The sequence below is a fragment of the Nocardia sp. GP40 genome, assembly GCF_050434125.1.
In the GTDB taxonomy this organism is placed as follows: Bacteria; Actinomycetota; Actinomycetes; order Mycobacteriales; family Mycobacteriaceae; genus Nocardia; species Nocardia albiluteola.
In genome coordinates, this window is record NZ_JBNPVW010000004.1 from 631,010 (window position 1) to 654,914 (window position 23,905).

27 protein-coding genes and 1 pseudogene are annotated in these 23,905 nt (G+C 66.7%); 15 read left to right on the top strand and 13 right to left on the bottom strand.

From position 1 onward, the window contains the following. Positions 1-16: 16 nt before the first annotated feature. Positions 17-925: an RNA polymerase sigma factor SigJ gene (sigJ, locus tag ABH933_RS16075; protein WP_429427960.1), complete on the bottom strand. Its 909-nt coding sequence runs from the start codon at positions 923-925 to the stop codon at positions 17-19. Further along, positions 922-2,118 (bottom strand): NAD(P)/FAD-dependent oxidoreductase, encoded by a 1,197-nt coding sequence (locus ABH933_RS16080; protein ID WP_429427962.1) that lies wholly within the window; start codon positions 2,116-2,118, stop codon positions 922-924. Before ABH933_RS16080 ends, sigJ begins: the two co-directional genes overlap by 4 nt. Positions 2,119-2,266: 148 nt before the next feature. Between ABH933_RS16080 and tsaA the strand changes: the two genes are divergently transcribed. After that, positions 2,267-2,671 (top strand): tRNA (N6-threonylcarbamoyladenosine(37)-N6)-methyltransferase TrmO, encoded by a 405-nt coding sequence (gene tsaA, locus ABH933_RS16085; RefSeq protein ID WP_429427964.1) that lies wholly within the window; start codon positions 2,267-2,269, stop codon positions 2,669-2,671. A 130-nt stretch (positions 2,672-2,801) separates the two neighbouring features. Here the strand turns inward: tsaA and ABH933_RS16090 are convergent, their stop codons facing one another. The 5 genes from ABH933_RS16090 to ABH933_RS16110 all read right to left on the bottom strand — a co-directional run bounded on the left by ABH933_RS16090 (position 2,802) and on the right by ABH933_RS16110 (position 6,109). After that, entirely contained in the window at positions 2,802-3,761 is a 960-nt protein-coding gene (locus ABH933_RS16090) for an alpha/beta fold hydrolase (RefSeq protein WP_429427966.1), read from the bottom strand. A gap of 81 nt (positions 3,762-3,842) precedes the next feature. Further along, the gene (locus ABH933_RS16095) at positions 3,843-4,280 is read right to left on the bottom strand and encodes a transposase (protein WP_429427968.1); all 438 of its coding nucleotides are present in this window, start codon (positions 4,278-4,280) and stop codon (positions 3,843-3,845) included. Positions 4,281-4,389: 109 nt separating this feature from the next. Continuing rightward, positions 4,390-4,695, bottom strand: coding sequence for a transposase (locus ABH933_RS16100; protein ID WP_429428118.1), 306 nt, complete (start codon positions 4,693-4,695; stop codon positions 4,390-4,392). Positions 4,696-4,736: 41 nt separating this feature from the next. Beyond that, complete coding sequence (locus tag ABH933_RS16105) at positions 4,737-5,174, bottom strand: MarR family winged helix-turn-helix transcriptional regulator (protein WP_429427970.1); 438 nt, start codon at positions 5,172-5,174, stop codon at positions 4,737-4,739. A gap of 56 nt (positions 5,175-5,230) precedes the next feature. Further along, positions 5,231-6,109 carry an NmrA/HSCARG family protein gene (locus ABH933_RS16110; RefSeq protein WP_429427972.1) on the bottom strand — a complete coding sequence of 293 codons (879 nt, stop codon included), beginning with the start codon at positions 6,107-6,109 and terminating at the stop codon, positions 5,231-5,233. A gap of 102 nt (positions 6,110-6,211) precedes the next feature. Here ABH933_RS16110 and ABH933_RS16115 point away from each other — a divergent pair, with 102 nt between their 5' ends. From ABH933_RS16115 to ABH933_RS16130, 4 genes are all read left to right on the top strand, one after another. Then, the gene (locus ABH933_RS16115; protein WP_429427974.1) at positions 6,212-6,712 is read left to right on the top strand and encodes a MarR family winged helix-turn-helix transcriptional regulator; all 501 of its coding nucleotides are present in this window, start codon (positions 6,212-6,214) and stop codon (positions 6,710-6,712) included. A 636-nt stretch (positions 6,713-7,348) separates the two neighbouring features. Further along, positions 7,349-8,047: a GIY-YIG nuclease family protein gene (locus ABH933_RS16120; RefSeq protein ID WP_429427976.1), complete on the top strand. Its 699-nt coding sequence runs from the start codon at positions 7,349-7,351 to the stop codon at positions 8,045-8,047. Positions 8,048-8,227: 180 nt separating this feature from the next. After that, positions 8,228-8,698: a helix-turn-helix domain-containing protein gene (locus ABH933_RS16125; protein ID WP_429427978.1), complete on the top strand. Its 471-nt coding sequence runs from the start codon at positions 8,228-8,230 to the stop codon at positions 8,696-8,698. Beyond that, entirely contained in the window at positions 8,593-9,249 is a 657-nt protein-coding gene (locus ABH933_RS16130; protein ID WP_429427980.1) for an IS630 family transposase, read from the top strand. Before ABH933_RS16125 ends, ABH933_RS16130 begins: the two co-directional genes overlap by 106 nt. Before the next feature lie 581 nt (positions 9,250-9,830). On the opposite strand, the gene ABH933_RS16135 is transcribed toward ABH933_RS16130, so the two are convergent. Beyond that, the gene (locus tag ABH933_RS16135) at positions 9,831-10,181 is read right to left on the bottom strand and encodes a transposase family protein (RefSeq protein WP_429427982.1); all 351 of its coding nucleotides are present in this window, start codon (positions 10,179-10,181) and stop codon (positions 9,831-9,833) included. A gap of 108 nt (positions 10,182-10,289) precedes the next feature. Beyond that, positions 10,290-10,709 carry a DUF6463 family protein gene (locus tag ABH933_RS16140; protein WP_429427984.1) on the bottom strand — a complete coding sequence of 140 codons (420 nt, stop codon included), beginning with the start codon at positions 10,707-10,709 and terminating at the stop codon, positions 10,290-10,292. A 647-nt stretch (positions 10,710-11,356) separates the two neighbouring features. Here ABH933_RS16140 and ABH933_RS16145 point away from each other — a divergent pair. Together ABH933_RS16145 and ABH933_RS16150 are read left to right on the top strand one after the other, a co-directional pair. Next, complete coding sequence (locus ABH933_RS16145; protein ID WP_429428120.1) at positions 11,357-12,436, top strand: quinone-dependent dihydroorotate dehydrogenase; 1,080 nt, start codon at positions 11,357-11,359, stop codon at positions 12,434-12,436. A 743-nt stretch (positions 12,437-13,179) separates the two neighbouring features. Further along, positions 13,180-13,308, top strand: a complete 129-nt coding sequence (locus ABH933_RS16150) for a hypothetical protein (RefSeq protein ID WP_429427986.1) — start codon at positions 13,180-13,182, stop codon at positions 13,306-13,308. Between the two features lie 392 nt (positions 13,309-13,700). Here ABH933_RS16150 and ABH933_RS16155 read toward each other — a convergent pair. The 4 genes and pseudogenes from ABH933_RS16155 to ABH933_RS16170 form a co-directional block, all read right to left on the bottom strand. Next, positions 13,701-15,031 (bottom strand): annotated as a pseudogene (locus ABH933_RS16155) (ISNCY family transposase). Positions 15,032-15,146: 115 nt separating this feature from the next. Next, entirely contained in the window at positions 15,147-16,169 is a 1,023-nt protein-coding gene (dmpG, locus tag ABH933_RS16160; RefSeq protein ID WP_429427988.1) for a 4-hydroxy-2-oxovalerate aldolase, read from the bottom strand. Then, positions 16,166-17,131, bottom strand: a complete 966-nt coding sequence (locus tag ABH933_RS16165) for an acetaldehyde dehydrogenase (acetylating) (RefSeq protein WP_429427990.1) — start codon at positions 17,129-17,131, stop codon at positions 16,166-16,168. The genes dmpG and ABH933_RS16165 overlap by 4 nt, the downstream gene beginning before the upstream one ends. Positions 17,132-17,142: 11 nt before the next feature. Continuing rightward, the gene (locus tag ABH933_RS16170; RefSeq protein ID WP_429427991.1) at positions 17,143-17,937 is read right to left on the bottom strand and encodes a 2-keto-4-pentenoate hydratase; all 795 of its coding nucleotides are present in this window, start codon (positions 17,935-17,937) and stop codon (positions 17,143-17,145) included. Positions 17,938-18,054: 117 nt separating this feature from the next. Here ABH933_RS16170 and ABH933_RS16175 point away from each other — a divergent pair, with 117 nt between their 5' ends. The 8 genes from ABH933_RS16175 to ABH933_RS16210 all read left to right on the top strand — a co-directional run bounded on the left by ABH933_RS16175 (position 18,055) and on the right by ABH933_RS16210 (position 23,903). After that, positions 18,055-18,822, top strand: coding sequence for an IclR family transcriptional regulator (locus tag ABH933_RS16175; RefSeq protein ID WP_429427993.1), 768 nt, complete (start codon positions 18,055-18,057; stop codon positions 18,820-18,822). A gap of 86 nt (positions 18,823-18,908) precedes the next feature. Then, positions 18,909-19,748 carry an alpha/beta fold hydrolase gene (locus ABH933_RS16180; protein ID WP_429427995.1) on the top strand — a complete coding sequence of 280 codons (840 nt, stop codon included), beginning with the start codon at positions 18,909-18,911 and terminating at the stop codon, positions 19,746-19,748. Beyond that, a complete protein-coding gene (locus ABH933_RS16185; RefSeq protein WP_429455039.1) occupies positions 19,748-20,038 on the top strand; it encodes a hypothetical protein in 291 nt (96 codons plus the stop codon). The genes ABH933_RS16180 and ABH933_RS16185 overlap by 1 nt, the downstream gene beginning before the upstream one ends. Beyond that, complete coding sequence (locus ABH933_RS16190) at positions 20,031-20,879, top strand: hypothetical protein (protein WP_429427999.1); 849 nt, start codon at positions 20,031-20,033, stop codon at positions 20,877-20,879. Before ABH933_RS16185 ends, ABH933_RS16190 begins: the two co-directional genes overlap by 8 nt. Then, a complete protein-coding gene (locus ABH933_RS16195; RefSeq protein WP_429428001.1) occupies positions 20,876-21,226 on the top strand; it encodes a non-heme iron oxygenase ferredoxin subunit in 351 nt (116 codons plus the stop codon). The genes ABH933_RS16190 and ABH933_RS16195 overlap by 4 nt, the downstream gene beginning before the upstream one ends. Further along, positions 21,223-22,548: an aromatic ring-hydroxylating oxygenase subunit alpha gene (locus tag ABH933_RS16200; protein ID WP_429428003.1), complete on the top strand. Its 1,326-nt coding sequence runs from the start codon at positions 21,223-21,225 to the stop codon at positions 22,546-22,548. Before ABH933_RS16195 ends, ABH933_RS16200 begins: the two co-directional genes overlap by 4 nt. Further along, entirely contained in the window at positions 22,532-23,071 is a 540-nt protein-coding gene (locus ABH933_RS16205) for a 3-phenylpropionate/cinnamic acid dioxygenase subunit beta (protein WP_429428005.1), read from the top strand. The genes ABH933_RS16200 and ABH933_RS16205 overlap by 17 nt, the downstream gene beginning before the upstream one ends. Positions 23,072-23,084: 13 nt before the next feature. Next, positions 23,085-23,903: an SDR family NAD(P)-dependent oxidoreductase gene (locus tag ABH933_RS16210; protein ID WP_429428007.1), complete on the top strand. Its 819-nt coding sequence runs from the start codon at positions 23,085-23,087 to the stop codon at positions 23,901-23,903. Positions 23,904-23,905: the final 2 nt, after the last annotated feature.

Sequence of the window (23,905 nt, forward strand, 5' to 3'; positions counted from 1 at the left end):
TCGAGGGTGGTGGGTGTCACGCGTCGGTGCGAGTGACGGTTCGGGGGACCGCGAGTGCGGCCAGTTTGTCCGGATTACGGATGATGTAGAGGCTGGTGATGCGGTCGCCGGCGCTCTCGAACAGGCATGCCGCCTCCTGCACCTCGCCGCGGTAGATTGCGAGGGCGGGCGTGTGGTTGTAGGTGACCGCCTCGACCCGCATGCCGGGTGTGTTCAGGACCGCCCGCGAGAACCCGATCAGCAGGCCGGCCACCTTCTCCGCGCCCGTGGCACCCAGGCTCCAGGCGGCGACCTTCCCACCACTGTCGGTGGTGAAGGTGGCCTCGGGCGCCAACAGCGCCAGCAGTCCGTCCAGGTCGCCGGAGGTCGCGGCGGCCATAAACCGTTCGGTGAGCAAGGCGGTGCGGGCCGGGTCGACCGGGCCGAAACGGCGGCGCCGCGCCTGGACGTGCGCGCGGGCCCGATAGGCCATCTGGCGCACCGCGTTCGCGGACTTGCCGACCGCCGCGGCGATTTCGTCGTACTCGAAGCCGAAGACCTCGCGCAGCACGAAAACCGCCCGCTCGTCCGGGCCGAGCGTTTCGAGCAACACCAGCATCCCCATCGACACCGACTCGGCCAGCAGCACATCGGTGGAGGCGTCCTGATCGGTGATCAGCAGCGGCTCGGGCAGCCACGGGCCCGTGTAGTCCTCGCGGCGGCGGGCGCCGGCGCGCAGGGCGTCGAGTGCCTGGCGGGTCACCAGCTGCGCCAGATACGACTTGGTGTCGCGCACCGTCGCCAGATCCACCCGCGACCACCGCAGATAACTGTCCTGCAGGACGTCGTCGGATTCGGTGGCGGAGCCCAGAATTTCGTAGGCGATCGTGAACAGCAACGGTCGCAGCAGGGTGAACCGCTCGGTGTGGGCGTCGGTGGGGGTCACGGGCGCGCGATCCTATCCGACTCCCCCGCGATCGCCGCGGCGCGATGACCGGGACCCTTGGTGGTGTAGGCCGAGCCGGGCTTGCGAGCCTCGTTGCGGATTCCCATGACCGCCCCTTTGCTAGCCAGTTCTTTGATCGGCACACCCCAGCGGCCGCGCAGGTACATGTTCTTGTTGGTGTCGTCGCGCCTGGTGAACTGCACGGTGGCGGCCTTGCGGCCGAGACTGACACCGGCGCCGACGAATCCGATGTTCTGGTTGACCGGCGCGACACCCGCTGCGAGAGCCAACACCGTGTCGGCGGCGTGCAGCCCCAGCGGCGCGGCCGCCTGGCAGCTCATACGTAGTGCCCGGCCCGAGGGCGCGGCCGAGTCCCCGGCCGCGACGATCCGGTCGTCGTCGAAGCTGACCAGGGCCTCGTCGGTGAGCAGCCGGCCGGCCTCGTCGGTCCGCAGGCCACTGGCCGCGGCCAGCTCCGGGACGCCGAAGCCGCAGGTCCAGATCGTGACCGCGCTCGGCAGGACGGTCCCGTCGCTGAGCACCACCGAGTCCGGCCCGACCTCGGCCACCCGCGCCTGCTCGAGGACCTCGACGGCATGCTTGCCGAACCATCGGGCCACCGATCGCCGGGCCGGCGCCAGGAACGTCGGCGCCAGCTGTGCACCGCAGACCAGGGTGACCTTGCGACCCTGGTCGGCAAGCTCGGCGGCCGTTTCGATGCCGGTGGACCCGCCACCGACGACGGTGACTGGGGCGTCGGCCGGCGCCCGGTCGATCGCCGCCCGCAGCCGCTGTGCGTGCTCCCACTCCCCGATCGGATAGGCGAATTCGGCCGAGCCGGGCACCGCGGCGGGAGTGGCCGCCGTGCTGCCGACGGCGTAGATCAGATAGTCGTAGCGGAGGGTGCGTCCCGAGGCCAGATGCACCTCGCGGGCGTCGGTATCGATGCGGGTCGCCCGGTCCACCAGTAGGGTGACGCGGTCGCCGAGCAGGGTGTCGTAGTCGAGGGTCGCGTCCCGTGTGCCCGCCACGTACTGGTGCAGCCGAATCCGTTCGACGAACTGCGGGCGCGGGTTCACCAGGGTCACCTTCACTCCCGGCCTGGCCCGCAGGCGGTTGGCCGCGCTGGTCCCGGCGTAGCCGCCGCCGATCACGACGACGTTCACGGTGTCGATGTCTGTGTGTGTGGTCATGCCCCTGAGACTCCGCACACCCCCTTCGGTATAACACGGCGTGACGGGCGTCACTGCGCACCGGATAGCGCACTCGTCGCCGATCAGCGGTGTTACGCAGAGTGCGGCACCGGCGTCCTGTGTTCGGGGCACAACGAAAGGAATTATCGTGACCGACTACTGGCTTCGCCCGATCGGGTATGTCGAATCCACGCTCACCGAGCCCGCCGACGCCCCGCGCCAACCCGACGAGGGCGCGGCGCAGGCCTGGCTGGTTCTCGACGAGCAGTACGCCGCGGCGCTGGACGGCGTCGCCGCGGGTACCGACATGCTGCTGCTCACCTGGCTCGACCGCGCCGACCGGTCGACCCTCACCATTCATCCGCGCGGCGACGCCGCGCGCCCGATCACCGGGGTGTTCGCCACCCGGGCCCCGCACCGCCCCAATCCCATCGGGCTGCACGAGATCCATGTGCTCGCGATAGCCGGCACCCGTGTCCACGTCCGCAATCTGGAAGCTCTGAACGGCACACCCGTTCTCGACCTCAAACCCCTTCTCACACCGGATCGCTGAGCGGCCGCGACGGTCTGCCGGTGTCTCAGCCCGTTCACCGGTGGCTGCTATGGCGCATCGAGGAATTCGGTGAACACCCTGTTCCGACGGCCCGCCGGGCGCACCCGGCGGGCCGTTCACTCGGTGCCGCCTATGGTGTGTCGAGGAACTCGGTGAGCGCTGCGGCGACCGCGGCCGGATCGTCCTCGTGCACATTGTGTCCGGCGCCCGCGACGATGCGCAGCCGTGCGGCCGACATCCGGGCCCTCAGCGGCGCACCCTGCGCCGGATCGACGACGTGGTCGTGATCGCCCCAGATCAGGAGAGTGTCCGCCCGAACCGCGCCCGCTTCGGCCTGCACGGCGGCCAGATCCAGGTTGCGGGGCTGCTTCCACATCGCCAGCCGATTCTCCGGCCGGCTCAGCGGATCCCAATATCGCTGCGCCAGTTCGTCGGTCAGCAGCTCGGGGTGGGCGTAGGCGTCGCGCAGACCGGCCCGGTAGATGTCCTCGGTCAGCACCGAGGTGGCGAGTTCACCGGCGACCGGCAGCCGCATCAACTGCATTTTCGTGTTCAGCGTGGTGTCGAGAACCAGCGGCGCCAGCAGCGCCAGCCGATCCACCCGATCGGGATACCGGGCGGCGAAATCCACTGCGACGGAACCACTCAGGGAATGCGCGAGCACCGATGTGCGGGTGAGCCCGACGGCGTCGAGGAACTGGCGCAGCGCCTCGGTCATGGCCGGCACGTCGAAACGGAAATCGGGGTCGTGGAGGGTGGTGTATCCGGAGCCAGGCAGATCCACCGCGTAGACGGTGTGCCTGGCGGCGAGCGCGGGGATGAGATCGCGATAGGTGTAGGACCACAGCGACCCGCCGGGCAGCAGCACGATAGGCGGGCCCTCCCCGGCCTTGCGGTAGTGGAACCGCGCCACGCCGGTGTCGGCGAACTGCCATCCGTCCACCGGCGACGCGTCGGCCGCCGGCGACGCGCCCGCCGCCGCGACCGGGGCCGCCTGGGCCGGGGTGAGCACGGCTGCCGTCAGCAGCGCGGGTGCCATGAGAAGCAGCTGCCATCTGCGGCGGCGCTGCGGTGTCCTGTCGATCGACATGTTCGGTCTGCCTTTCAGCTCGGGTCGCAGACAGGACGCCGCCCGCGCCGTGTCCGTAACGCCGATCGGCCGTGGTTGTCGTCACACGGCCGGGTTCTGCTGTGGACTACCGGCATTCGCGCCGCCCGCGAAGCCGGCCGCAAGGTTCGCCAAGGCGCGCGAGCTGTACTCGCTCGTGAACACGAATGCGCAGATCTCCGCCGGTTCACCGCCGCAGGGCAGCCACGGGGACGACCCCGGGCAACCGAAGTATTGCCGGTGTCCCACAGAATCCCCTGCGTTGAAGGCACTTGACGCCACCGTGCGCAGTCGGCGCCACGCCGATCTGCCGTGGTGGCGGCGTGTCCTGCTCATGCTGTTTCCTGAAAGACCCCGAACACCAATGCTTTTCATAACCGAGTGCACTTGGCCCGAGCCGACCTCGATGCCCATCCCGATGGTCAGTTCGGCATGGATACGGCGCACCCCATGGCAGCCACGCGAGGCCGCGTGGACGGCCTTGATCGTCTCGGCGAGCATCTCATGGCGCAGCCGACGCTGGCTGGGTGGACGGTTGCGATGGTGGCGGTAGCCGCGTTCGGAAATTCCGAGGACACGGCAGGCAGTGCGGATCCTGATTCCTGCCCGGTCAAGGCCGTGACAACCGGGAACCGCCTTTTGGGCCGATCGTGGTATCGGTGAGGATCTCCGCTGCCAGCCGCGTCGCCCGCAGCTCCTCCTCGAGCTGTTTGATCCGGTTCAGCGCGTCCCGCAGCTGTGCCGATTCGACCGTGGGGGTGCCAGGTGCCTCACCGCGGTCGACGAGGGCTTGCTGCTTCCACCGGTACAGGCTGCCTTCGGTGACTCCCAGATCGCGGGCGACGTCGGCAACGCGCCGACCTTCTTCGAGGATCAGAGCGGCTGCGCGCTCCCGGAATTGCGGTGAATACATCATCGGCACGGGCGAAGATCCTTCCATCGAAACGGGTAGGAATCTCACAACCCGGCGGACAGAACCTCAGGACAGCCCACTCCGGTTTCGATGTTGTGGGTCATTCGTTCGAGGACGGATACGGCCGTGCGGTATTCGTCCTCGGTGATGCCGTGCATGGATAGGGTGCGGAAGGTGGCGACGCGGTCGCCGACCTGGGTGAGGCGGTGCCGGCCGTCGTCGGTGAGTGCGATGCTGCCGGGGGCGGGGCGGGTGGTCCAGTGGCCGGCAAGGGCGGTGGCGATGGCGGCATCGAGGACGGCGCGCTCGGCGTTGGCGGCCAGGACGGTGTGGATGTCGGTGTCGGTGGCCTCGGCGGTGTCGGCGACCACGTTGAGGACCTGCCAGCAGATTCGGGTCAGTCCGAACTCGGCGAGCATGAGGTCCATGTGGGCGGTGAAGGCGTGGTCGGTGCGGTTGAGCCAGTAGCCGATGGGTTTCAACGAAAGTCCTTGGTGCAGGCGCGGGTTGCCGCGCAGCGATACGGGGCGGGAGGGGTTCAGTGGCCGACGGGCGTCGCCAGGAGGGTGGGCCAGTCCTGGTGTGCGGTCCACTCGGTGAAGGTGTGCCAGCCGAGGTCGGGGTGGTCGCGGCGCAGGCCGGTTATGTCGACGTCGAGGCCCGCGGTGGTGAAGTAGTCGAACATGGCTGCCAGGTCGGCGGAGCGGGTGCGGACGTAGTCGAGGGGAACCTGTTGGTGGGCAACCGGAGTGCCGAGGGCGGTGGCCAGCGCGCCGGCGATCTGGGCGGGGGTGAGTTCGTCGGAGGCGATGTCGATGCGGCGGCCGAGGAACTCGCGGCGGCGGTCGAGGGTGTGTGCGGCGAAGGCGCCGATGTCTTCGGCGCAGATGAGGGTCAGCGGCTGGTCGGAGGGCATGGGCCAGGCGAAGGTGCCTTCGCGCAGGCCGTCGAGGGTCCAGCCGGTGGCGTAGTTGTCCATGAACGCGGCTGGGCCGAGGATCGTCCAGGGCACGCCGGAGTCTCGCAGGTGTCGTTCGATGGCGTATTTGCTGTCGTAGTGCGGGACGCCGGTGTCGCGGTCGGCGTGCGCGGCGGAGGTGAACACGATGTGGTCGAGACCGGCGGCGGCTGCGGCGTCGATGAGTGTTCTGCCGTGGCGTGTCTCGACTGTGGTGTCGGTGTCGAACGGGGTGGTGACCGCGAACAGCGAGTCCGCGCCGTCCAGAGCAGCGTTCAGGGATTCGCGGTCGTCGAAGTCGGAGTAACGGATCTCCGCGCCGAGCTCACGCAGGGCGAGTGCGGCGGGGGCGTCGGGGTAGCGGGTGAGAGCGCGCACGTGGTGGCCCTTGGTGAGCAGGGCGCGGCTGGTGGCGCCACCTTGAGCGCCGGTGGCGCCGGTGACCGCGATGGTGAGCACGGATTCCTCCAGGTAGTATCTACTGTGTAGCGCAGTAACTGCGCCGCGCAGTAAGTTAGCGGATATTGCTGCGCCGCGCAGCTAATTAGGAGTGTGATCTGGATGACATCTGAGCGTCGGCGGGCGTTGTATGAGGAGCTGTCGAACGAATCGCGCCGCTACATGGCCGCGTATACCCTGTTCAACCAGGCCGTCGCCGACCGGCTCGGACTGCACTCCACGGATGTGCAGGGCCTGAGCTTGCTGGCAGCCGAGCCCGCGCCGCTCACGGTGAAGCAGATCGCCGACATGACCGGGTTGACCACCGGTTCGGCGACTCGCCTTGTGGACCGGCTCGAGCGCGACGGTTACGTCACCCGGGTGCCGGACGTGCACGATCGGCGCCGCGTGCTGGTGACCCCGGTGCCCGAACGTGTCGCCCGTGTCACCGCGGTCTGGGACGACCTCGGCGAAGGGTGGCAATCCATGCTCGGCGAGCACACCGATGCCGAGCTCGAAGTGATCATCGAACACATGCGAAAAGCGCAGCAGCTCAGCCGTATTCAGATCGAACGCCTGCGAGCCGGCGATAAGTCCGGCGCCTCGGACCGAACCGGCTCGTAGTACGCAGAGTTACTGTCGACCGGTGCGCGAACCGAACCGAGGGCGAACGTCTCGGCGTCGGACTGTCGTCAGAGACGTTCGATGATCGTGCCGGTGGCCATCGCGACCACCATCTGGTTCGCTGTTTCACCTTGACGGCGAACGAGTGGGAATTTGCATGCGCATCGACGAAGAAGGGGTGGAGTCCTGCTCTCTGCGTGCCCACTTCCGGGTAATCGCACCTTGACGCAGTCAGCGCTGACCGGCGGTGGACGCGATCCATCGCCGCTGATACCACCGGCCCTGATCGTGATCCGCATGCGGCGTCGACGAGCCAGCCGCGACAAGGGCGGTCCTAAGCCCTTGTCGCGCACTGGTGATCGAGTCGGTCGCCTGCCGGATGGGCCGACCGCTCGAGGTGAGTGAAATCCCGGAGAATTTCCGTTCGGAGCGGGTTTCCGCGGCATCGTCGGAGGTCCGGCTCAGCAACTGGTCCGGCAGCGCGAGTTTCCATGCGGGGCGCCCGGCATCTGGCTGATCAGAACATGGCGCCGTTGGCGCGGACGGTCTGCCCGGAGACCCAGCGGGCGTCGTCGCTGACGAGCCAGCCGACCACGGGGGCGATGTCCGAAGGCAGTCCGATCCTGGGACGAGTGGGTGGGGTGGAACCGGTGGCGTGGCACCCGCGACGATTTCAACCGCCGGTTCATCTTCTCGCTCGCCCGAGGCAGAAGTAATCCGACCCATTGGCTGTTCGGCGGCGTCTTCGAAGTCGTTGGGCGCCAACCCACTCCGGGTGAAGGCTCCTACGACATCGATCCGCGAGACGACCTGATGGGCGCATTCATCAAGCGCCTCGTCGTCTCGTTCAAACCACCGGGGCGAACCGTCCGATTGAACATGGAGACGTACCTGGACCAGATGGAGGTCATGTCTGTCCTCGAGCTGCCATACGCCGGTGAGCCATTTCCTGGTCATGACCAGATCAACCACACTCTGGGTGTTCTCGAGGTCGCTGTCAAACAGGATTGGCGCGACTGGCGTGGCGCGTTGCAGCACATGAAGGGCGTCGACCTCATCCACGACGAGGTGACGGGCAAGCCTTACGTCGGCTCGGCATACGGCGACACGGGGATCTGGGCGCGCTTGCGCGAGTATGTCGAGTCGCTGCACGGCGGCAACGTCGAACTGCGTGAATCGGTCGGCGAACAGGGCGCGGACTATGCGCGCAGGAATCTGCGCTTCGCGCTCCTGGAATTCTGGTCGATGCGAACGGCGGACGAGCACGTGCTTGCGCGCGAGAGCTATTGGAAGAATGTGCTGCTGTCGCGAAGATTCGGCCTGAACAGGAACTAGTGCTGCGTTCCTCAATGATCGTGTATTTTGTTGTGGGTCTTGTTGGTTCGGGTGTGATTGGGTGGGTTCCTGCCGAAGGTGCTGGTTGCACGTCCTGCGCGGGATGTGTTGGAGGAGCGGAAGATTCGTAAGCTTGCCGGAGCTCGGCATGCTCCGGGTGATTGGATTCGCCAGGCGCGGATGATCACGGCGAGCTGGGACGGGAAGTCCACCGCGATGATCGCAGATGAGTTGGGATGTCATCCGCAGACGGTGCGTGAACGCCTGCGGCGGTTCAACACTCACGGTGTGGAGGGGCTCGGTGATCGTCGGGGGTCGGGGCGTAAACCTCGGCTGACCGAGACGGAGCGCAGTCGTATCGTGGCCTTGGTCGCCACCACACCCCCGGGGCGTTTGACACGGCGATCCGATGGTGCTCTGGAAGCCGAGCAAGACGGGGCACCTTCGTGCTGGACGCTGGATTCGCTGACCGAGACTCTGCGCTCCGAAGGCATTGTCGTGGGTCGTAGTCAGGTTCGCAGAATTCTTGTGGCAGAAGGGATCAGGTGGCGTCGTCCGCGGTCGTGGACGACGAGCAAGGATCCGTACTTCGTCCCAAAAGGACCCATATCGTCGGTCTCTACACGCAGCCGCCGGCCGGGGCCACGGTAGTCTGCGCCGACGAGCTGGGCCCGGTCTCACCCCGCACTTTCGGACCCGCGCCGGGGTGGTCGGTCGATGGGCACCGCATCAAGGCGCCCCTGGAATACTCGCGAGGCCCGGACAAGATCTGGGTCTACGGATCGATCCGCGTCCGCGACGGCCAGGCCATCACGCTCACCGCCGGTTCACGCAACAGCGTGAACTATCAGCGTTTCCTCGAAATGATCGAACAGGCCAACCCGGTCGGCGACATCTACGTGATCACCGACAACCTCTCCAGCCACAACAGCAAATCCACCCGCGAATGGCTCGAGGATCACCCACGGATCAAACACGCCTTCATCCCGGTCGGGGCGTGCTGGCTCAACTTGCAAGAGCCGTGGCGGCGGATCTTCCGGCGAGAAGCCCTCGCCGGCCAAACCTTCGCCGACCACACCGAGATCGACCAGGCCACCCGCCAAGCCACCACCGCCCTCAACGCCCGCGCACGACCATGGGTCTGGGGCCGACCAGCACCGAAACCCAGGACCCTACGCCACCGTTCTATTTATCACCTTTAAGGAACGCAGCACTAGTTGTTGCGGGGTAAGAGGTTCATGACGCGGCAGCGGTTCACCTCAAGGTCCACCCGGAACCCGACCGCGGTCATGCCGTCGAGGTGCAGCCCATCCAGATGCGGGAACAGGACCTCGATCGATCCAAGATCAGAACACCATCGACATGATCGATCATCAAGCGCCCGTTGACAATCCAGGCCCGGTCAATCACGCATACCGTGCCAGATCCAGTATTCACGTTCTGCCGAAACTGAGCCCGTCATACAGCAATCTTGCCTTGACGTTGCAACACGCTCCCCGCACGCGCGGGGCTGAGCCCCAGTTGCACGGCATCATGTTCGGCACGGACCGACGCTCCCCGCACGCGCGGGGCTGAGCCCTGCGCCGCAAGGTCCAGCTCGGCCGGTAGCTGGTGCTCCCCGCACGCTGTCGGCGACGCCCCAATACTGACCCGGTGATGCCGGATCGGGATGGGTCACCATTGGAGCGATGTTGACACGCGCGCGGGGTTGACGTGGGATACAGCCGCGGACCAGTTGGTGCGAGACGAACGTCGATCATCAACGATTCACCGAACCCGCAGGTCATGCCTTGGATGTCACCTGCCGCGCGCTTACCGGCTTGATGCGCCGCTGGGGCCCTTCGGCTGTGAGATGGTTCGGGTTGGTTAGCGTTAGGCCCACGGAAACCCCACGGTTTGAATTCTGGTTTTTCAACCGTTGGACCCGCAAGACGATGACGACCTCCCGGCCGGTGATCGATGTGTCGGACAGCCGCCGCCGATAGCGGCTGTGAACACGCCGCGACGGTGTCGAGCAGCACGGACAACCTGCTGACTCATCGCGGGTGGCTGCCTCGGTATGCACCGTCGGACCGACGGCGCGATCCGCGCCGATCGCCAACCCATCGAGGTGCGGAAACAGGACCCTCGGCACCCCAAGATCAGATCACCAGCCAGTCGGTCAACTATGAAGCGCCCCAACGCATCCCGAGCAGGGGTAATCGCGAAGTGTGTGCTGTTGTGAGACCTCGCAGTCGCTAGCTCACACGGCTGCGGTCCGGTCTGGCTCGATGTGCGTGGCGGCGCGACGGATGCCATAAAGAAGCACGCCGGCGGTGATCACCACCACCGGTGCTGGGGTCGGCTCGACGCAGTAGGCGCACATGGCGGACCAGACGAGCACCGTCCAGGCCAGGAAGGCTGGTGGAACAACGCCGTTCCGGTCCATCCACACCACCAGCAAGCCGATGAGCGTCAGTGGCAGGCCGAAACCGGCTGGGTTGGCCCAGAAGGACATTGCCGGTGTCGTGTCCTCCCACCAGTGGCCCCAAAGCCGCAACGACAGCCAGTCCCCGAAATAGGCCGAACTTGCCAAGAGTCCGACAGTGAGGTGCCCGGCACCGATAGAGGCGAGGATTCCGCCGGCCCACTTGATCATTCGATTCTCATACGGCTGCTCCATCGCGGCCTCCTAACCGTTATACGGTGGCGTATAAGTGGAGCGTAACACTGTATGTACGGCACCGTATGGAAGGTTGGAGTGTGACAAGGGGCATGTCGACGCCGTCCGGGGTGTCGCACGGTACGCGCACAAGCGAGTTAGCGTGCGTCGATGCACTTCGGCGCAGAGTGACAGCGTGGCTGCGATGAGAAAGCGCAGGTGGGGTTCCCGGTGGCGGGAAGGGGGCGCTGGACGAATCAGGCGGGATCGGCGAGAGTGTCGCTGCGCCGCAGGTGCTGTTTGCTCAGGGTGGTTGAGAGAGGTCCGCCGAGTGTCGGCAGGTGATGGCGGCTTCGTCGATGACCAGCACCTCGCCCCGCATGCGAAGCCGTCGCCGGATCGGCGGCCATCAACATGAGCCGCCGGATGCTGATCCGTTCGAGATCCCGGGTCGACTCCGAGACGAACCACCCAGCCGATCCACTGCTACTGGCTCATGCCCAGGCCGGACACGTCGCTGCCTTGTTCCGTTGTCGCGGCTGGGAACTCTGGCGGGTACAGGGCCTACACCGACGGCGGCCGCCGGGTGTTCATTGCGCCGCCGCAAGACCAATGCCCTACTATCCACGACACCCGAGGCGGTGATGTAACCCCTTATGTATGAGCGCCTGTACGCCCTGCTGCTGAAGGTGATGTTCCGGCTGCAGCCGGAAACCATCCACCATTTGGCTTTCGCCGCCATGCAGTTCGCGACTCGGTACTTCCCGGGCCGCAAGCTCACCGGCGCGATGCTCGTCGATACCGACCCGATCCTCGCGACCCGCGTCTTCGGCGTGGACTTCCCCGCGCCGCTGGGTCTGGCTGCCGGCTTCGACAAGAACGCCGACGGTGTCGACGCCTGGGGCCCGCTCGGCTTCGGCTACGCCGAAATCGGCACCGTCACCGCCCAGGCCCAACCCGGCAACCCCGCCCCCCGGCTGTTCCGCCTGCCCGCGGACCGCGCGCTCATCAATCGCATGGGCTTCAACAACTTCGGCGCCGCACCCGCCGCCGAGCATCTGGCTCATCGCCTGCCCGGCGGCGTCCCCATCGGCGCCAATATCGGCAAGACCAAGGTCGTCGAACCCGAAGACGCCGCCGGCGATTACGCCATCTCCGCCAAGCTGTTCGGCCCCGTGGCTGACTTCATGGTCGTCAACGTCAGCTCCCCCAACACCCCCGGCCTGCGCGACCTGCAAGCCGTCACCTCCCTGCGCCCCATACTGCAGGCCGTCCTCGACGAGGTATCGGTCCCGGTTCTGGTGAAAATCGCCCCCGACCTGTCCGACGAGGACATCGACGCCGTCGCCGACCTCGCCGTCGAACTGGGCCTGGCCGGCATCGTCGCCACCAACACCACCATCCGCCGCGACGGCCTGGCCGCCCCGGCCGCCGAGGTGGAACCCATTGGCGCAGGCGGACTTTCCGGTCCGCCGGTCGCCGACCGCTCCCTGGAAGTCCTGCGCCGCCTCTACGCCCGCGTCGGCGACGAGTTGGTCCTCATCTCGGTAGGCGGCATCGAAACCGCCGAGCAGGCCTGGGAACGCATCCTCGCCGGAGCCTCCCTTCTGCAGGGCTACACCGGCCTCATCTACGGCGGCTTCCTCTGGCCCAAACACATCCACCGCGGCCTCGCGGCCAGACTCCGCGAACACGGCTACTCCAACCTCTCCGAAGCCGTCGGCGCCGCACACAAAACCCGCGCCTGAGCCCGGCTTCCGGTTGCGTCGCTTCGATGGCTGAGCCCCAGCAGCGGACGACCCTTGGCAGAGGACTGCCAGACCCGGCCCTCGACGGATCGATGATTGTCAAAGTCATGGATGAGCTGGCACGGGTCTCCGAGGTTCCAGTTTCTGTGGGGTCCGGTAGTAATCGCCGAGAACCCAGCGAAGTTCGATCGCTGGGAACCAGGGATAAGAGTTCCACCAGAGAAGGTCCCGGATCTCGGAGTGGTCAGGGGCCTTCCGCTGTGTACGCCCCATACACGCCAGGTGACTCGCCTCAAGGGGCTTTGCGCACACGTCGGCGCTCGAGGTTTCGAGGACACGCCGGGTCGGCGGACACCGCGTCTTCGGCAGCACACGTTGGAACCGGAGATCCAGGACTTCGATAGCGACGCACGCAAACGGATCTGGTTGGTCCTCTTCGACGCCGACCTGAGCGAGGACCAACTGCGTGAACGTGTCGCCAGCGAACTGCTCTGCCGCGGGGTGCCGACCCCGCCGGGCTTGGCGGCTGGCCAACGAACTCACCGAGCAGAACGGCCGAGAGGTACAACCAGCTGCTCGACGAGGAATGCACCATTCTCATCGATCGTGCCGACCCCTGGGCCGGCGAGAGATCCTACTACACGCCCGGACGTCCCAGCAGCCTACAAGCCGCGTGCATCTCCGAATTCGAGTCCTGGCCGCTGGGGCGGGCGGCTCGGATGCGCCCGCGTCCGACGCCGAAGATGCTGAAGAGACTGGCCGTCGTCTATCACACCACCTGGGATCGGCTGGTGGACTCCATCGATCTACTACACATGCCCGACATTGAGGCCGCCGAGTGGGCCGAGACGGTCCACCCGGCACGAGGTTAGCCTGACGCCGGTCGCCCCCCTTTCTGTCGTCGTCCGGTCGCACTGACCGCGTGGCAGGTCACGGTGATCAGTTGGTCGAGGTCTGCTGGCATGGGCTGCTCGGCGAGCAGATACCTTCGTGCAGCTCCGTAGGGGAGGTCGACCACCGTGAAAACCATTCGCTCGTAGTCGATGTCGGGATGCCGTCCGGCACAGGCCCGCAGGGCATCCGTTAGTGCCGAATTCACCTGGTCGCGTTGGGTAACCAGTTCCTCGGGCCATCGGGGAACCGGGTCTTCCTCTAGCTACTTGCCCCTGAAATAGTCGTCGGAGGGCTTGGCGAGTCCAGGGCGGGTCGCTGGTTGGGTTTCGACTCCGGTGGTTTTCGGACCTGCGTCGGCCGTGGGGTGTGTTCACCGGGTGATCACGGTCATCCGCTGCAGGTTATAGGCGAAGATACCCAGCCCGATCCAGGTTCGGGCTCCGCTGTGGCGGCGCATCCGGGTGCGGCGCAGTCCGAATCCTCGTTTGAGGTGGCTGATTCGGGCTTCTACGCCGATGCGCCAGTTCCGCATTCGTCGGAAGGAGCGGGTGTGTTCGTGTTCACGGCGGGTCTTGCTCAGGGTGCCGCTGCGTTGCAGGCCGATGTGTCGTACTCCGAGTTCTGCCAGGGCTTTGTCGTTGGCCGCGCTACCGAAGCCGCGGTCGCCGACCACTGTGGCCGGGACGCGGCCAGTAGCCGTGACGACCTGCTCGACAGCGGAAACCAGTTGCCGCGCGTCGTTGGGGTTGCCCTTGTTGACCTGGTGGAACGGGATGAAACCACGGTCGTCTTCAACAATCAGTGCGGTGTAGCCGAACTGGGTCGGGTGCGGGGGCTTACCCTTGCGGATCGGGCGTGCGTCCGGGTCGGCGAGCGATACCAGCCGCTGCGCGGTCTGCGCCAGCAGCCGTCGGGTGCCTGCGACCGTGTCTTCCAGGTCGGTGACCAGCCGCTGCAACCGCCGAGACGGGCGACGACCCAGCGTCCGATGGGCGCTGCGTGTCACCGCGGCCACCTCGGTGACCGTGGCGGTCGCGATGTCGGCGATTTCACCGGTGAGCCGGTCGATCTCGCTGAGGGCCTGGCCGGTCCGGCGGCACAGCGTGCGGCTGATCTGCTTGATCTGCCGAGCGGCTGCGGTCGCGGAACGCTGTCCGCTGCGCCGCGCCGGCCGCCTTGATGCGCCGCACCAGCGCGCCCAGCTTGCGGACGCCGTGGTCGAGCAGGTCGGCGTCGGTGGGGTGGTCGATGTCGGCTTCCGCGACCGTGGTGTCGATGCGCAGCTTGCGGGCCCGCAGCACCTTGTCCTCGGTCAGTTTGCCTACCAGCGCGGCATTGAGCTGCTCGAACACCTCCGGACCGGCCCGCCCGACCAGTTTTACCAACGTGGTCGGATGCGGCACGCGGGCTTCCAGGGAGATCCGGCAGAACCTCCGCCAGGTGATCGAGTCGGCCACCTCCCGGCACAGCGTCTCGTATCCGAATTGGTAGCGGTGCTTGAGATACAGCAGTCTCAGCAGCGTGTCGACCGGCACCGACGGCCGCCCCAAACGGGCATCGAACATCCCATGCCACGGCGCGATGAACCGTTCGTCGTCGAGGTAGGCGTCGATGCGAGCCAACTCATCGACGAAGCTGGACCATCTCCGGCGGCAACACCACATCCCGCAACGAGATCTGCTGATCCGCGACCCTCAACATCGACGGCCTACCTCCACGACAACGACAGCGATGTCAATTATCGCAACGAAATGCACACTGCCGCAGGCAATTACAGCGATCGGGTGCAAGCTACTCGACAAACTATTTCAGGGGCCTAGGCCGGGCCTCGCGCTGCGGCAAGGGTCAGGGCGATATCCACGATCATGTCCTCCTGGCCCCCTACCAGTCGCCGTCGACCGGCCTCCATGAGCAGGGTGCGTGCGTCGATGCCGTATCGGGCGCCGGCGGCTTCGGCGTGCCGCAGGAAGCTCGAGTAGACGCCCGCATAACCGAGGGTCAGTGTTTCGCGGTCGACGCGGACCGGTCGGTCCTGGAGCGGGCGGACGAGGTCGTCGGCCGCGTCTTGCAGGGCGAAGATGTCGCAGCCGTGCCGCCATTCCAGCAGGTTCGCGACTGCGATGAATGCCTCGATCGGCGTGTTTCCGGCACCGGCGCCGTGTCCGGCGAGCGAGGCGTCGACACGGATGGCGCCGTGTTCGACGGCGGTGACGGAGTTGGCCACCGACAGCGAGAGGTTCTCGTGGGCATGAATGCCGATTTCGGTTCCGGGGGCGAGAACATCGCGGTATGCCCGAATGCGTGCCTGCACATCGTCCATGGTGAGCCGACCGCCGGAATCGGTGACGTAGACGCAGTGCGCGCCATAGCTTTCCATGAGTTTCGCCTGTGCGGCCAGCTGCGGGGATGCCGCCATGTGGCTCATCATCAGGAAGCCGGCGACGTCCATGCCCATCTCGCGCGCGGTCGAAATGTGTTGGGCGGCAACGTCGGCCTCGGTGCAGTGGGTCGCGATGCGCACCGATCGGACACCCAGTTCGTAGGCGCGGCGCAGATCCTCGACCGTGCCGACGCCGGGTAGCAGCAGCGTGGTCAGGCGTGCTCGGGTGATATTGGTGGTGGCCGCCTCGAGCCAGGTCCAATCACTGTGTGAACCGGGACCGTAGTTGACCGATCCGCCCGCGAGGCCATCGCCGTGGGCGACCTCGATGGCGTCAACACCCGCGGCGTCGAGGGCGGCCACGATCGCGCCGACGTCCTCCGGCGCGATCCGATGGCGAACCGCGTGCATGCCGTCGCGCAGGGTGACGTCCTGGATGAAAAGTTTGGTCGGGCTCATCGGGCATTCTCCTTCTGCGACTGTGCGATTCGCTCCGCCACCTGGACGGCCGCCGAGGTCATGATGTCGAGGTTCCCGGCGTAGGCGGGCAGGTAGTCCGCGGCGCCCTCGACCTCCAGGAATACTGAGACACGGTGTGTGGGCGCGCGGCGAGCATCGTCGGCCAGCAGGGTGTGCACCGGCTGATCGGATGGAATCGGGTCGATCTGGACCTCTTGTTTGAGGCGATAGCCGGGCACGTAGGCCGCGACCTCGCCGACCATCTTCTCGATCGACGCCCGGATCCGCTCGTGGCTGCCGGGATCGGTGGCCTCCACCAGGCAGTAGACGGTGTCGCGCATGATCAGCGGCGGCTCGGCCGGATTGAGGATGATCACCGCTTTTCCGCGCTCGGCGCCGCCCACCACTTGGATTGCGTGCGAGGTGGTTTCGGTGAACTCGTCAATATTGGCTCGCGTGCCGGGGCCGGCCGACCGGGACGCGATGGAGGCGACGATCTCGGCGTACGCGACGCGCGCCACCCGCGAGACGGCGGCCACGATCGGAATGGTGGCCTGGCCACCGCAGGTCACCATGTTCACGTTCGGGGCGTCGAGGTGATCGCCGAGGTTGACCGCGGGCACGACGAACGGCCCGATCGCGGCCGGTGTCAGATCGATCATGCGCTTGCCCAGCGGTGCGAGCCGAGCGTGGTTGTGCTCGTGCGTCTTCGCCGACGTCGCGTCGAAGACGATGTCGATCGCATCGATGCCGGGCATGCGGAGCAGCCCTTCCACGCCTTCGTGTGTCGTCGGAACATTCATGGCCGCCGCCCGCGCGAGCCCGTCCGATTCCGCGTCGATGCCGACCATGGCGGCCGTCTCGAGGAGTTGGGAGCGTCGCAGGATCTTGACCATCAGATCGGTGCCGATGTTCCCGGACCCGATGATCGCGATCTTGGTGCGAACAGTATTGTCACTCAAGGGATTTCCTTTCACAAGAAGGACGCCGACACCTGGCCGAGTCCATGGATGTGCACGTCGACGACCGCGCCCGAATAAATGGGACGCATCGGTCCCAGGGCACCGGACAAGATCACTTGCCCGGCCCGCAGCGGATTCCCAAAGGTCCTTGCCTGCCGCGCGAGCCACGACAGCGCGTGCAGCGGATCGCCCAGGCACGCCGCCCCGGTGCCGGTCGAAACCACCTCGCCGTCGATCTCCATGCTCATGGTCACCGCGGCCGGTTCCAGTTCATCGAGGGTCTTTTGCTCCTCGCCGAGCACGTACACACCACTGGACGCGTTGTCGGCGACGGTGTCGGCAAATGAGATGTCCCAGTCGATGATTCGACTGTCGACAATCTCCAGCGCGGCGACCGCGGCGCCGACGGCCCGGCGGCACTGGGCATCGTCGAGCGGCCCGTCGGCGAGATCCTCGGCGAGGATGAACGCGATCTCGGCCTCCGCTCGCGGTTGCAACAGCCGCGCGATCGGAATCTCGCCGCGATTTCCGAAGGCCATATCGGAGAACAGGACTCCGAAATCGGGCTGGTCCACGCCGAGCTGCTGCTGGACGGCGACCGAAGTCGCGCCGATCTTGCGGCCGGCCACGTCGGCTCCCGCGCCGACTCGGATGGCGTTGAAGCGTTCTTGGATTCGGTAGGCGGTGTGCACGTCGTCCGGGTCGATCAGATCGCGCAGTGGCTCGCAGGGGCGGTAGGTCGCGGCGGCCTCCGCCAGGCGTCGCGCCGCGCGGGCGACGATCGCCTCGTCGACAACTGATGACACGACAACCTCCTTTCGTGTCGTACTGTGAGGGCGGCGATCAGTCCACCTCGGCCCTTGTGGCCCGCGCAGCAAATCCGGTCCGGTGAGTGGACCGGTCGCCGGAAATGAGGCATTCCCATGACTTCGAGCCTGGATCCGCGCTCGGTACTGGGGCGGATCGTGCTGATTCTGGACGCGTTCGAGGTCGAGGACCACGCGGTCGGCCTGTCCGAGCTGGCCCGGCGAACCGGCCTGCCGAAGGCGACCGTGCACCGGATGTGCCAGGACCTGGTCGCCGCGCGCCTGCTCACGTCGTCCCCGGCGGGCTACAGCCTGGGGCGGGGGTTGTTCGAACTCGGCTTGCGTGCGTCCGTCGAACGCACCGTGCTAGAGGTGGCCGTCCCCTTCATGCAGGACCTGTACACCCGCACCCGCGAGACCGTCCACCTCGGTGTGCTGGACGGCGACGAGGTGGTCTACATCAGCAAGATCGGTGGTCATCGGCAGGCGCCCGCACCCTCCCGGGTCGGCGGCCGAATGCCGTTGTACTGCACGGCGATCGGAAGGGTTCTGCTCGCCCACTGCGAACCGGCGATCGTCGACCGGATCCTGTCCGGCCGCCTGATCCGGCGCACCCCGCGCACGATCGTCGGACCGGGCCTGCTGCGCGCCCAACTGGACCGCGTGCTCGAAGAGGGCGTCGCCTTCGAGTACGAAGAGTCTTCGGCCGGGATTGCCTGCGTCGCCGCCCCCATCCTCGGCGTCGACGGCCAACCCCTCGCCGCGATCTCGGTCACCGGTCCCACCTCGCGCTTCCGGCCCGGCGAACACATCGGTCCGGTGCGCGCCGCCGCGGTCGGCGTGGAATCCATGCTGGCCCGACGGACGCGGCCGAATCCGCGCTGACCTCCCACCCTTGACTCCCGACGGCGGCCGGTTCTATCGTTCGATCAATCAATTGATCAATCGAACGCCTGGAAGGGGTCGTATCCATGTCGCAAAGCGTTGCCGACCGTGACGTCACGCGAACGCGCGTCGTCGAGGCCGGAGGAATTCCGACCAAGGTCCTGACCGCGGGAGCGGGCCGACCCATCGTGCTGCTTCATGGTTCCGCCCCGGGCGTCTCCGCGGAGGCGAACTGGTCCAGCGTGATCCCCGAACTCGCCAAGGATTTCCTGGTGATCGCACCCGATATCGCGGGCTTCGGAGCCTCGGTCGGGCCTGCAAACACCACCTATGGGACCAAGCTGTGGGTGCGGTGGCTCGTCGACGTACTCGATGCCTTCGAACTGCCTTCGGCGACGTTGCTGGGCAACAGTTTCGGTGGCGGGCTGTCGCTGGCCGCGACGCTGAGGCATCCGGAGCGGGTCGACGGGCTCGTCCTGCTCGGCACCCCGGTGGGCACCTTCGAGATGACGGAAGGTCTGCGGTCGGGTTGGTACTACGAGCCCGACGAAGGCGAAATGCGCCGGATCCTGCGGATGATGGCGCACGATCCGGCTCTGGTCACCGAGGATCTGGTCCGGCAGCGGTACCAGGCCAGCGCGCGTCCCGGCGCGCAGGAGGCCTATCGGCGGCTCATTCCCGAGCCGGGTCCGGAGGGTACGCCGGTCAAGGGCGTGCCGGAGGAGTCGCTGCGCGCCATCACCCAGCCGACGCTCATCCTGCACGGTCGCGAGGATCGCTTTATTCCGGTCGAGCTGGCTTGGCGGGCCGAGCACCACATCCCGAATGCCGATCTGAAGGTGTTCTCGCGGTGTGGTCACTGGGTGCAGCTGGAGCGGCGCAGCGAATTCCTGTGTGAGGTACGCGATTTCCTGGGCGGGCTGTGATGAGCCGATCGGGATTGGACAAGGCGCTCTACGACATCGTCGCGGGCAAACAGGCGCGTGACGGCTTCGTCTCGGATACCACCGGATTCCTCGACCGCTACCGGCTAGACCCGGACGAGCGCGCGGCCGTCGGCGGAATCGACCTCCCGGCGCTCCGGGACCGCGGTGCGAACCCCATGTTGCTGTGGGGGCTGTGGATGACCTTCGGCGATCGCAGCCTGCCGGGCTATCTGGCCGAACTCCAAGGCGGCCATACCCTCTCGATTCGGAAGGACCGTAAGAATGGCTGAGCTGGTAGGCGGCTTCCTCGTGCCGCACGACCCGATGGTCCTCACCGATCCGGAGGCGCCGCCTGAGGCGGTCCGGGAGCGGATCTCTGAGGCGTACGCCGAAGTGGCAAGGCGGGTGGCGGATCTCGCGGCCACCACGCTGATCATTATCGGCACCGACCACTATCTGCTGTTCGGCCCCGGCTGCCTGCCGCAGGCGCTGATCGGCAGCGGGGATGTCGACGGGCCGCTGGAACGTCTTCCAGGCATGCGCAAGCGGCAATTTCCGGACAACAAGGCGTTGGCGCGCCATCTGGTCAGTCACGGACATCGCACCGGAATCGATTGGGCGGTAGCCGATTCGCTGACCGTCGACCATTCGGTCGCGATCCCATACTTCCGGATCGGTGCGGACGCGGAGCTTCCGGTGGTGCCGATCTATCTGGCCTGCGGCGTCGAGCCGCTGCTGCCGTTGCGGCGGGCCGAGCAGATCGGGCAGAACCTGAAGGCGGCCGTGGAGAGCTGGGACGCGGACGAGCGAGTGGTCGTCATCGGCAGCGGTGGCATCAGCCACTGGGTCGGCACTGGCGACATGGGCCGGGTGAACGAGCAATTCGATCGCATGGTCCTGGATCTCGTGGCCGCGGGCGATGTGCAGACCCTCGTCTCGTTCAGCGATGAGTACATCCTCGAGCATGGCGGCAACGGGGGCCTGGAGATCCGGAACTTCGTCGCCGCCATGGCTGCGCTCGGCCCGTGCACCGGCAATGTCATCGCCTATGAGGCTGTGCCGGAATGGATTACCGGCCTCGGATTCGCCGAACTCGTCCCGACCCGGGCCGTCGAACGGATCCCGTCATGACCACCAGCACGTCGGCGGCGTGCAACATCGGGCCGGTCGGTCTGCTCGACGGCCGAGAGATGGTGCGCGTGACTCCGGAGGGATGGCCGCCGCTGCTGATCTACCGCGTCGACGGCGAGATCTACGCGACCGCCGACACCTGCACCCACGCCACCGCCTCTTTGTCGGAGGGCGAATTGGAAGGCCACACGATCGTCTGCCCGGTGCACTGGGCCGAATTCGATATCCGCACCGGTCGCGCGCTGTGTTTTCCAGCCACCCAGGCCCTGGCGACGTTCGCGGTGTCGGTCGAAGACGGCCAGATCTCCGTGCGCAGGACCAGTAGCAATGGAAGTGACGAACTATGAGTAAATCGGTATCGGCGGCCGTCGACCCGCGATTGCTGAACGAGGGCTGGCTGCCCCGCGATATCTTCTGGTCGCAGGAGATCTACCAGCTCGAGCTCGAGCGCATCTTCGCCCGCGCCTGGGTGTTCATCGCCCACGAAAGCCAGCTCCCGCAAGCCGGTTCATTCCTCACCACTCGCATCGGTGAGGACGAGGTGATCGTCGTCCGCAACCGCGACGGCGCGGTGGGGGCGTTCTTGAACAGCTGCCCACACCGGGGCAACCGCGTCTGCTCGGCGGAGGTCGGGGTCGCACGCGGATTCGTCTGCAACTACCACGGCTGGTCGTTCGGCCTGGACGGGTCGCTGCGCGGCATGCACGAATCGGGTTCCTACGACCGCGAACCCAGCTTCGACCGCTCCCGGGTGGGCTTGACCCCGGTGGCCCAGGTCGATAGCTACAAGGGCCTGCTGTTCGCGACCTTCGACCCGAGCGCGCCGCCGCTCACCGAATTCCTCGGCGATTTCACCTTCTACCTCGACGTCATGCTCGACAACGACCCGGGCGGAACCGAATTCGCAGGCGGCTGCATCTCCTCGATTCTCGGCTGCAATTGGAAGATCGCCGCCGAAAACTTCGCCGGAGACGCATTGCACGCCGGATGGACGCACGCTTCCGGTGCCGAGGCGATGCTCGGTGGGCCGGTGGCGACGCTCGGGGACGAGGCCAGCGAGAGCTACCACGTGAACGTCAACGGCCACTGCTGGGAATTCAACCTCGACGGTGTCGGCAACGCGGCCACGCTCGGCGACAAACGCATTCTGAGCTACCTGCGCGACCAGCGCGGCGCGTTCGAGGCCCGGCTCGGAGCAACCCGGGCGAAGATGGTGGGCTCGGTGAGCTCGGCCAATGTCTTCCCCAACTTCTCGTTCCTGCCCGGCCAGAACACCTTCCGCACCTGGCAGCCGCTCGGCCCGCACAAAACCGAGCTGCGCACCTGGGTGCTGGTGAACCGCAATGCGCCGCAAGAGGTCAAGGACGCCTGGCGCAAGGGCGCGATGCTGACCTTCTCGCCCTCCGGTGTCTTCGAAATGGACGACGGCGAGAACTGGGAGGGCTCGACGCACAGTAATCGGGGATTCGTGACCCGGCAGCAGCCGCTGCACTACGGACTCGGCCTGGAAAGCCGAGTGGAGCACCCCGAACTGCCCGGCAATGTCTACCGCGGACAGATCAATGACGCCAATCAACGAGCGTTCTACCTCCAGTGGTCGAAGATGATGACCTCGACCGACTGGGACGAACTCCTGGACAAAGGGCCTCGCGATGACACCGACCGCTGACCCCAAATCGGCCGAAACCGTGGACAGCGAACTCTATTTCGAGGTCATGGCCTTCGCGGCGCGGGAAGCGCGACTGCTCGACGAAGAACGCTATCCCGAATGGCTGGCGCTGTTCACCGAGGACGCGACCTACTGGGTGCCCGGCATCGAGAATCGGGGCCGTCACGACCGCTCGGGCACCTACGCACCGCACCGCATGGCGTACTTCGACGACACCGTCGCTGATCTCCGGCACCGGGTGGACCGCTTCACCGTGCCGACGGCGTGGGGCGAGGATCCGGCGACCCGGCATTTGCATGTCATCTCCAATATCGAGGTCGAATTGTGCGACGTCCCTGGGGAATTGACCGTGCACTCGGTCTTCGTGAACTACCGCGGCCAAGGCGGCACCGACTCGGCGGTGCTCTACGGCAGGCGGGTCGACCGCTTGCGCCGCCTCGACGGGCGGCTGCGGATCGCGGCGCGGAAAGTCGTACTCAGCCACGCGACGCTGCCCGCCAAGAACATCAACACCTTCTTCTGATAGGACAACTCTGATGGGTCGACTGGAAGGGCGGGTTGCCCTCGTCACCGGCGGCGGTGACGGCATCGGGCGCGCCGTGGTCGAGCGATACGTGCGCGAGGGCGCGAACGTCGTTGTGCTGGAACGAGACAAGCAGCTGGCCGCCGCGCTCGAGGAGACGCATTTCGACCGCGTCGCCGCCGTCGTCGGCGATGTCCGCGATCCCGCCGCTCACCTCGCGGCCACCGCGTGCGGGCTAGACGTGTTCGGGCGACTGGATATCTACGTGGGCAATGTCGGGGCGTACGACTACGGCGCCAAGCTCGACGACGTGGAGCTCTGCGAGCTGCCTGGCAATTTCCACGAGCTGTTCGGCATCAATGTGCTGGGTTACCTGCTCGGTGTGCGGGCGGCGAGTCCCGCCTTGCGTCGCAGCCGGGGTTCCATCATTCTCACCGGCTCGTCGAGCGGTTCCTACGCAGGCGGCGGCGGTGCACTATATGTGGCGTCCAAACACGCGGTGGTGGGGCTGGTCCGGCAACTCGCCTACGAATTCGCGCCGGACGTGCGGGTCAACGGTGTCGCCCCCGGGGCCACCCGCACCGGTCTGACGGGTGTCGCTGGACTCGGTGGCGACCGCCACCTGCGCGAGGAGACCCGACTGCTCGACAGCATCGCCAGGACGATTCCGCTCGGATTCGTGAGCGAGCCGGAACAGCACGCCGGTCTCTACGTCGCGCTGGCCTGCCCCGCCGACACCGGATTCGTCACCGGCGCAGTCCTTCCCAGCGACGGTGGGCTGGAAGTACGCGGGCGGCGGGCCGCACGCCCAACCAGCGGGGAGAAGTCGTGATG